Source organism: Brachybacterium tyrofermentans (assembly GCF_039526165.1).
GTDB classification, from domain to species: domain Bacteria; phylum Actinomycetota; class Actinomycetes; order Actinomycetales; family Dermabacteraceae; genus Brachybacterium; species Brachybacterium tyrofermentans.
In genome coordinates this window covers 200,164-208,548 of record NZ_BAAAIR010000016.1, presented here as the reverse complement: position 1 = coordinate 208,548, position 8,385 = coordinate 200,164, and the positions used below count along the sequence as shown (strand labels likewise).

Annotated in this window: 8 protein-coding genes; 4 read left to right on the top strand and 4 right to left on the bottom strand. The window is 70.5% G+C overall.

All coding sequences use genetic code 11. The features are described 5' to 3' along the window. Window positions 1-268: 268 nt before the first annotated feature. A complete protein-coding gene (locus ABD093_RS03975) occupies window positions 269-1,315 on the bottom strand; it encodes an acyltransferase (protein ID WP_343922597.1) in 1,047 nt (348 codons plus the stop codon). A gap of 166 nt (window positions 1,316-1,481) precedes the next feature. On the opposite strand from ABD093_RS03975, the gene ABD093_RS03970 reads away from it, so the two are divergent. Next, complete coding sequence (locus ABD093_RS03970; RefSeq protein WP_343922596.1) at window positions 1,482-2,153, top strand: class I SAM-dependent methyltransferase; 672 nt, start codon at window positions 1,482-1,484, stop codon at window positions 2,151-2,153. Between the two features lie 75 nt (window positions 2,154-2,228). Here ABD093_RS03970 and ABD093_RS03965 read toward each other — a convergent pair whose 3' ends face one another. Further along, on the bottom strand, window positions 2,229-2,609 hold the full coding sequence (locus ABD093_RS03965; protein ID WP_343922595.1) for a nuclear transport factor 2 family protein: 381 nt from the start codon (window positions 2,607-2,609) through the stop codon (window positions 2,229-2,231). A 217-nt stretch (window positions 2,610-2,826) separates the two neighbouring features. On the opposite strand from ABD093_RS03965, the gene ABD093_RS03960 reads away from it, so the two are divergent. Continuing rightward, on the top strand, window positions 2,827-3,690 hold the full coding sequence (locus ABD093_RS03960; protein WP_343922593.1) for a CPBP family intramembrane glutamic endopeptidase: 864 nt from the start codon (window positions 2,827-2,829) through the stop codon (window positions 3,688-3,690). Between the two features lie 54 nt (window positions 3,691-3,744). Here the strand turns inward: ABD093_RS03960 and ABD093_RS03955 are convergent, their stop codons facing one another. Together ABD093_RS03955 and ABD093_RS03950 are read right to left on the bottom strand one after the other, a co-directional pair. After that, window positions 3,745-4,542 (bottom strand): SDR family NAD(P)-dependent oxidoreductase, encoded by a 798-nt coding sequence (locus ABD093_RS03955; RefSeq protein ID WP_343922607.1) that lies wholly within the window; start codon window positions 4,540-4,542, stop codon window positions 3,745-3,747. A 109-nt stretch (window positions 4,543-4,651) separates the two neighbouring features. Beyond that, entirely contained in the window at window positions 4,652-6,217 is a 1,566-nt protein-coding gene (locus tag ABD093_RS03950) for a GmrSD restriction endonuclease domain-containing protein (protein WP_343922591.1), read from the bottom strand. 307 nt (window positions 6,218-6,524) lie between these two features. Between ABD093_RS03950 and ABD093_RS03945 the strand changes: the two genes are divergently transcribed. Together ABD093_RS03945 and ABD093_RS03940 are read left to right on the top strand one after the other, a co-directional pair. After that, the gene (locus ABD093_RS03945) at window positions 6,525-6,674 is read left to right on the top strand and encodes a hypothetical protein (RefSeq protein ID WP_343922589.1); all 150 of its coding nucleotides are present in this window, start codon (window positions 6,525-6,527) and stop codon (window positions 6,672-6,674) included. Window positions 6,675-6,731: 57 nt separating this feature from the next. Then, the gene (locus ABD093_RS03940) at window positions 6,732-7,958 is read left to right on the top strand and encodes an amidohydrolase (protein WP_343922587.1); all 1,227 of its coding nucleotides are present in this window, start codon (window positions 6,732-6,734) and stop codon (window positions 7,956-7,958) included. The last annotated feature ends 427 nt before the right edge of the window (window positions 7,959-8,385 follow it).

The window sequence follows — 8,385 nt, the reverse complement described above, 5'->3', positions numbered from 1 at the left end:
AGCCCTATTCTTCCAGGTCAGGAGCACCTTCACCCATCACGACCCACCCCTCGGACACCTCAACGATGAAAGCCCGAGGCTAGCGTGCACTTCTGCGGGGCCCCAAGACGCTCACCATTGCTCGCACGCAGTCGACCAACGTCGCAAGCTCAAGCGGGGTTCGTCTCGCCCGACTGTCTCCCGTTGCATGACCGGACCATCACCAACAAGCCCATCCCTCTCATCTAGCTTCCCGGTTGCGGTACTCGTGACCGCGTACGTCGGATGCTCACGATCCCGAACCCTCCCATCCCGACCATCGGCACCAACGGCACCACCACGTCATGCCGCTCTCGCTGACGACGCTCGCGTTGGCCATGACAGCCAGCCCGGCAATCACCGTCACGCCTGCGGCGAGCGGCTTCCATACGACAGGCGCAGTCCGCTCATCTGTCCGTGACTCCCCGAACCGCCCCATCACCAGCAACACCACCCCCGTCAGCGCCGGTAGCGCCGTCGCCCACAGCGGCCGGGTCGCCCACCACGCCTCGCTCAGCGGTTCGGGCAGCAGCACCCGTGCATCGAGCGCGAGTAGCTGGTGCGCCACGCCCACCATCACGGTGAGGTGCCACGGGAACCAGGTCATGATCCGCTGGTTCACGAGCACGGTGACGAACGACAGCCCGGTCATGCCCACCAGTCCGATCTCGGCAAGCAGCAGACGCCGTCCGGCACCCGTGAGCCGGCCGTCGAGCCAGACGTAGCCGACCCGATGGAACGCCGCCCACACCAGCAGATAGTTAGGGTATCCGAGCAGCGGCTGATCCGTGACTAGGATGAGCGCGTCCACAGCGCCGGCCAGCGCGATGCCGACGGTGATTGACCACCAGCCGAGCCGCTCCCACAGCACCAGACACGGGGGCTCGACCAGGATGACCATCAGATAGGCGGCGAGGAACTGGGTGAGGATCAGGGCCATCTGGGAGGCGAGCTGCACGGTCGCGTTCTCCGCCCCGGCGGGGACCACGGCGATGCTGATCACGAGCCCGGCAAGCAGCAGCGGGATGAGCGGGATGCCGAGGCGTCGCAGGCGGGTGCGCAGCCACTGCGCGTACCCCACGTCCTCGCGCACCCAGGTGAGCGGGTGGGTCCAGGCGGCGCCGTCGAGCACGCCATGGGGCAGGTTGCCGCCTTCGGGGACCACGGCGATGATCGTCCAGTGCCCGAAGACCACCACGGTAACCACGGCGGCGCGCAGGAAATCCACCACGCGGTTTAGAGACTCCGGGGTGGCGGCGTCCACCTTCTCAGCGCGGGTCAGGGGCGTACGAGTCATCGCGGGTGCCCCGTGGTCGGAGCCCGGAGCATGGCAGCCCAGGCTAGACCCTCAGGCTGTGACGGCAATCTACCGACGCGGCGTCCTCGGCAAGATCGTCCGGCTCACGCGTGCGCAGTCGGCAAGAGAGCCTCCGCTGCTCCGCGGCATCTGCCAGGCTCGCCCCATGACAGCACCCCACCAGCACGGCACCACTCACCATCACGCCCACGCAGACCCCAACGCCCACCTCTCCCCCACCGAGTACTGGGAGAAGCGATACGGCGACACCGAGCGGGTCTGGTCCGGCCGGGTCAACGCCACCATGGCCGCAGTGGTCGGTGAGCTCACGCCCGGCTCCGTGATCGATCTGGGCTGCGGCGAGGGCGGGGACGTGCTGTGGCTGGCCGAGCAGGGCTGGCAGGCCCATGGCCTGGACATCTCCTCCACCGCGGTGGGCCGCGCCCGCGACGAAGCGGCCGCGCGCGGGCTCGAAGGTGCCACCTTCACCGCGACGGACCTCGGCGCGTGGCAGCCCGAGCCGGAGTCGGTGGACCTGGTGACCGCGTCGTTCTTCCAGTCGAACGTTGCGCTCGATCGCGCGGCGATCCTCCGCGCAGCGGCGTCGGCCGTACGGCCCGGAGGGCGCCTGGTGGTCATTTCCCATGCTCAGGGCCCGGCCGGGTCCTCCCTCCGGGGGCCGAACATGGTGACCGCCAGCGAGGATGCCGCCGAGCTCGACCTGCCTTCGGACCAATGGACGGTCGAGACGGCGGACGAGCGCAGCCGGCCCTCCACCGGCCACGACGGACAGTCCTCCGAGCTGGTCGACGCCGTGCTGGTGATGCTCCGGCGGTGAAGCCACTGGAGAACTCGCTCAACGGCGCAGCGCCTACTCGGCCCCTGCCGCACCCGCGCGGCGCAGGAGCGGCCCTCAGTGCGTCACGGTGGTCTGCTGGTAGAGGGTGAGCGCGGGCCTGCCGCCCGCCAACGTGTAGTGGCTCGACATCAGGGCGACGAAGGGCTCCTCCTGTCCGTCCCGGGAGGCGGTGGCCCGGTAGACCAGCGCGGCGCTCGCCTCCCCCGTCGGGACCAGGCGCGCATCCTCCAGGGAGAAGGTGCTCCAGGCCGGAGACTGGTTCAGGGTCGCCGCGATCGTCTCCCGGTCCAGCACCATGCCGTTGACGAGGATCATCAGCGCATCGGCCGTCATCAGCTCGCCGTAGAAGCTGCCGCCCTCATGCCGGGTGAGGGCCTCCCACCCGCGGTGCTCCAGCGCCAGCAGGGCATCGATCGTCAAGAGGTGGTCGGTCATGGTGTCTCCTCGCTCGTCGTGCCCTGGCAGTCCATACATAGTGCCCCGTCTCCTCCCTCCGGAGGAGGTGCAGGGACTGGGCTCTCGGTAGGCTCCTCAGCGTCTCTGCGGTGCTGGATCCCGTCTCTGCCGTGCTGGGTCCTCTGCGGTGCTGATCGGTCGCACCGCGGCGAGCCACCCCACCAGAGCTCGGCACGTCCGGAAGGCGACCGCTCCCGTGCAACAGATCGACGAGTCCCGCGCCCCGCGGCCCCGTGTGCTGGCCTCGGCCGCGTGGCGGATCGCCCTCGCGCTGCTCCCGCTCGGCGCAGGGCTGGCCGCCGTGCCGGCGCTGCTGCCCGAGGCAGGCGACCTCTCGGACCCGACGACGCTCACACTCCGGATCGCCGCCGGATTCGCTCTGAGCGCCCTGACGATCGCCGTGATCCTGTGCCTGGTCCGCGGCGCGGAGGGTCGGCGGATGCGTGATGCCGGGCTGACGAGTCCGCGCACCGGATGGCGGCTCGCCGTGTGGGGTGCGCTGCTGTGGACCGTCCCGGCTGCGGCGACGTTCAGCGTGCTCGGGCTGCTCGGCGCCCCGCTCACCGCCACCGGGCCGGGGCCCGATCTGGCTCGGACCGTGCTCCTGCTCCTCCTCGCGGTGCTGGTCGCCGAGGCCGTCCCTGAGGAAGCGGTGTTCCGCGGCTATGTCATGCACGCCCTCGGAACGGTCGCCCGTGGATGGTGTGTCATCATCGCCCAGGCGGTGCTGTTCACGCTGTTCGGGGCGATCCTGCGGCATAGCTGGAACCCGGTCGACCTCTCCCTGTTCCTCGTGATGGGGATCGGTTTCGGCTGGCTCCGCCTGCTCACCGGCTCGATCTGGATGTCCGTCGGCTTCCACGCCGCGTTCCAGACCGGAGCACAGCTGGTCCTCACCCATGAGGTGCTCTCTCTTGACGGCGGGACCGGCACGGCCATGCTCGCGCTGGGCATGATCCCCTTCACCGTCGCGGCGGCCGTCACCTCCGCGCTGGGGATCCCGCGCGCGGTGCACGCGGGGTCGCGCGCACCGCAGGAGCAGACCGGCCTACGGGCCTGACCGAACCGGCTGAGCGGGCCTGCGGGTTTCCGTCGGCCGCCCCGTGCCGGGCGCTCAGGGCAGGATCGCGTCCGTGTACCCGCCGTCCACACGCAGCGCCCCGCCGGTGGTGGCCGACGCCAGCGGCGAGGACAGGTAGACCACCATGTTCGCGATCTCCTCGGGGCGTATCAGGCGCTGGATCAGGGACTGCGGGCGGTGCAGCCGCATGAACTCGGCCTCCGCCTCCTCCCACGGCAGCGCGGAATCCACCAGCTGATAGACGAAGTCCTGCACGCCCTCGGTGTAGGTGGGGCCCGCGATCACGGAGTTCACCGTCACCCCGGTGCCGGCGGCATCCTTCGCGAAGCCGCGGGAGACGGCCAGCAGTGCCGTCTTGGAGACGCCGTAGTGGATCATCTCCGCCGGGGTGACGATCGCGGAGTCGCTGGCGATGTTCAGGATCCGGCCCCAGCCGGCCTCCTTCATGCGCGGCAGCACGGCGCGGATCAGCCGTACCGAGGCCATGACGTTCACGTCCCAGTAGCGCTGCCATTCTTCGTCGGTGATCTCCAGCGCCGAGGCCGCGCCGAAGATGCCGAGGTTGTTGACCAGGACGTCCACGTCGCCGGTCGCGTCGAGCGCGACGGCGAGGCCTTCATCGGTGGTGACGTCCCCGGGGGCGTCGATCAATCGGTCGCGCGGTATCCCGGCGCCGATGAGCGAGTCGATCCCCTCGGCGACGCGGTCGGCCGTGCGGCCGTTGACGGCCACGCGGGCACCCGCCTCCGCGAGCCGCTGGGCGATGGCGAGGCCGATGCCCTGCGTGGAGCCGCTGACGAATGCTGTTCGGCCGGTCAGATCGATACCGATCATGTGTGGGTTCCTCCCCTGGACGTGGCGTCGTGGGTAAAACGCGGGAGGGGGGCGAATCCTTCCCGGGGCCTCGTCATCGTGGGACAGCGCCGGTCAGGACAGTGCTCTACTCGCAGCCCACGCCATCCCCATCACGGTCCAGCTTCGAGCTGTAGCCGGGGTCCCCGGCGTGGATCGGGGCGGCGCCGGCGGCCCGGACCGCATCGCAGTTCTTGTAGTAGGTGGAGCCTCCGCCGGAGCTCGACCCCGAGTCCTTGTTGGAGGACGAGTCCCCGCTGGAGCTGGAGCCGCCGGTCGCGGGCTTCGTCGGTGCGGGGGCGGGTTCGGGCTCCGGGGCGGGCGCAGCTTCGGGTTCGGGTTCCGGTGCGGGCTCCTCCCAGGTGCCCACCACGTCGCCCTCCCCGGCTGCCGGCACGGTCCCGTCGTCCTCGATCGCGGCGAAGCCGTCGCAGTCGGCCAGCACGCCGCGCATGGCGTCGGCCTCGGCGGGCTTGACCCACAGCTCGTACTTGTCCTTCACCGCGATCTGGCGGGAAACGTACTCGCAGCGGTAGTCCTTCTTCGGCGGGAGCCAGGTGGCGGCGTCGCCGTCGCTCTTCTGGCGGTTCAGGCCCGACTCGACGGCCAGCAGGTTCAGCGGGTCGTTGGCGAAGGCGACGCGGGTGTCCTCGTCCCACTGGGCGGCGCCGGTCTGCCAGGCGTCCGAGAGGGCCACGACGTGGTCGATGTCGATCGTGCTGTTCGCCCGGTCGAAGTCCACGGTGTCGCCGCTGTACGGGGACTCGAGGGTTCCCAGCTGCACGACGCAGCCGTTCGTGCCGCCCTTGAGGGTGATCTGGTGCAGGTCGCGCCGCAGGATGTCGTTGCGGGTGTCGCATCCGTTGCGATCCACGTCGTTGCGCCAGCCGAAGGAGTCGCGGTCGTAGTCGGTCTTCGGGGCGCGGCCCTTCTCGTCGAGGCCGGCGAGCATCGCCAGCGCGGTGCCGTCAGCCGCCTCGACGGTCTCGGGCGTCGGGGACGGCTCCGGCGTGGTGGGCTCGGGGGCGGGGGTCGTCGTCGGAGCGGCCTCGGTGGTCGGCTCCTCGGAGGGTTCGGCCGACGCGGCGTCGTCGGCCTGCGTCGGCGTCTCGGCCGGAGCCTGCTGGCCCTCCTGTTGGCCCGCCTCGGCGGCCGCTCCGGCGGCGACCCCGTCCGACGGCGGCGGGGCGGGAGCATCGATCGAGCCGGCGATGCCCACCAGGGCCACGAAGCTCACCGCGACCACGCCGGAGATGACCCGGGAGGGCCACTTGACGGTGTCGTACTGCTGGAGGGGGCGCCCCTTGGCGTCCTTCACCGTGCCGGTCAGCAGGAGCACGAGGTCGATGAGGTACCAGAGGAACAGGCCGCCCATCGTGAGGAACTTCAGCAGGCCTGTCTTCCAGCGGCCGAGGTAGAAGCGGTCCACGCCCCACACCCCGAGGAACAGGGACAGGGCCCACGCGACCGCGTAGTTCTTCCCGGGCTCGGGACGGGGGCGCTGCGGCTCACGGAACCCGTGCGAACCGGGGGCGCCGTGCGCGCCGGGGAGGCCCTGCGGGAGGCTCGGATCCTGGGGCTGGCCGAAGCGCGGAGCGGAGGGCCAGCTCTGACCACCGGACGGCGGCTGCGGGGCAGGGTGATCGATAGGCATGAGCATCCTTCAGGGGAGATCGCCGACATGCACGAACTGTGTGGACCGCGGCGTCGGCACTGGCCACGCGTCTCTTCACCCTCAAGGGTTCGTCCCTAGATTATCTTTCAATCATGCTGTTCGGTCTGCGTTTCCGTCGGAAGTCAGCGACCTCACACAGTTGTCCAGAACGTATGGGCCTACTCGCCGACGGGCGCCCGGGGGTATGTTGATCAGCAGTGCGCGTCCGCCGTGCAGACGGGATCCTCCGGTCCCGCCGCCGGAGCCGACCGTCGGCGCGGACGCCGAGAGGGAAGCCGGTGGCACGATGGGATCTTCTCTGGGACTCGGCTTCATCGAAGCACTCCTGCTTGCGGGGATGGGGATCGGCGTCGTCGCCCTCGCGACCGTGGGTGCAGCCCTGGTGAAGCTCGCCTTCTGGGGCCCGGCCGCGCGCCGGCGCCACGACGAGGATTGACGCCGCCGTCACCGCAGGTACCCCTCCCCCACCGGAGGGAGCGTCGAAAGGATCCACATGTCTGTTCTGAGCCCACAGATGGTCGCCTCACTGGAGGAGAACACGTCACGGTCCGAGGAGCTGTTCACCGACTTCCACCGCCACCCCGAGCTGTCGATGCTCGAGGAGCGCACCCGGAAGATCGTCGCCGATCAGCTGAGGGAGTACGGCTACGACGTGCAGGAGATCGGGGGCGGCGTGGTGGGCGTCCTGAGCAACGGCGACGGCCGCACCGTGCTGTTCCGGGCCGACATGGACGGGCTCCCGGTCACAGAGGCCTCGGGCCTGGACTACGCCTCGACCGCCACGCAGACCGATGCCGACGGCGCCGAGCAGCCGACGATGCACGCCTGCGGCCACGACTTCCACATCACCGCCGGCCTCGGCGCCGCGAAGCTCCTCGCCGAGCACCGTGAAGGCTGGCCGGGCACGTACGTGGCCCTGTTCCAGCCCGGCGAGGAGAAGGCCGCCGGTGCCCGGTCGATGGTGGCCGACGGCCTGGTCGACAAGGTGCCCACGCCGGACGTGTGCCTGGGTCAGCATGTGCTGACCACCCCGGTGGCCGGGAAGGTCGCGGTGGCCTCCGGGCCGGTGCTCAGCACGGCCGCGTCGGCCCGGATCGTGGTCCACGGCGCGGGCTCGCACGGCTCGATGCCGCACCTCGGGGTGGATCCCGTCGTGCTGGCCTCGGCGATCGTGACCCGTCTGCAGACGCTGGTGTCCCGGGAGATCTCCCCATCGGACTTCGGCGTGGTGACCGTCGGCTCCCTGCAGGCCGGCTCGAGCGCGAACATCATCCCGGACAGCGCCACGATGCTGCTGAACTTCCGCGCGTACAGCGAGGAGATCCTGGAGCAGCTGATCGACGGGGTCGAGCGCATCGTGCGCGCCGAGCGCGAGGCGGCGCGTTCTCCGAAGGAGCCGGAGATCGAGCTGTACGACCGCTACCCGCTGACCACCAACGACTCCGGCGCGGCCGAGGTGGTCCGTCAGGGGTTCCTGGAGCAGTTCGGGGAGGACCGGGTGGAGGAGATGAGCCCGGCCACCGCCTCGGAGGACTTCTCGATCGTGCCCGACGCCTTCGGCTCCCCGTACTGCTACTGGGGTTGCGGTGCCTACGCCGAGGGCCGGGAGACGTACCCGAACCACAGCCCCCTGTGGTCCCCCGACCTGCAGCCCACCCTGCGCACGGGGACCGAGGCCGCCGCCACCGCGGTCCTCGCGCATCTCGCCCAGGAGGGCTGAGCCGGACGGCCAGTAGGCGGGATGACTGCCAGAACGCGGAATGGCGGCCAGAGCGCGAGATGACGGCCAGAAGGCGGGATCACGGCGCCTCACACCGGATCCCGCCTTCGCCGGGTGCGGGGCCCGGCGACCGCCGCCCCTCACGGCCGGTCGCCTGCCCTCCCCTTCCCCTGATGGAGGGCGGGCACGAGACCGGTGATGCTGCGCTCTGCGCCGACCCGACGGCCCCCACCGTCGGCCGACTCACGCGGCAAGTCGATCCCGTGCCCTGGCCTCGTATCCCTTGCGGGACCCGCACCCAGTACCTGAAATCTAGGTGGACCCCGGCGGGAGCGCGATGGGGCGGACTGCCCCGATCAGAGGTCCCCGGGGAGAACTCCCCATCATCCCGACGTCTCTTGCAACTTTTTTGTTGCGGGAGGATAGT

What these genes read in the sequence shown, in the direction of transcription:
- ABD093_RS03975 (WP_343922597.1), bottom strand. Translation starts at nt 1,315, where the DNA reads ATGACTCGTACGCCCCTGACCCGCGCTGAGAAGGTGGACGCCGCCACC.
- ABD093_RS03965 (WP_343922595.1), bottom strand. Translation starts at nt 2,609, where the DNA reads ATGACCGACCACCTCTTGACGATCGATGCCCTGCTGGCGCTGGAGCAC.
- ABD093_RS03940 (WP_343922587.1), top strand. Translation starts at nt 6,732, where the DNA reads ATGTCTGTTCTGAGCCCACAGATGGTCGCCTCACTGGAGGAGAACACG.
- ABD093_RS03945 (WP_343922589.1), top strand. Translation starts at nt 6,525, where the DNA reads ATGGGATCTTCTCTGGGACTCGGCTTCATCGAAGCACTCCTGCTTGCG.
- ABD093_RS03970 (WP_343922596.1), top strand. Translation starts at nt 1,482, where the DNA reads ATGACAGCACCCCACCAGCACGGCACCACTCACCATCACGCCCACGCA.
- ABD093_RS03950 (WP_343922591.1), bottom strand. Translation starts at nt 6,217, where the DNA reads ATGCCTATCGATCACCCTGCCCCGCAGCCGCCGTCCGGTGGTCAGAGC.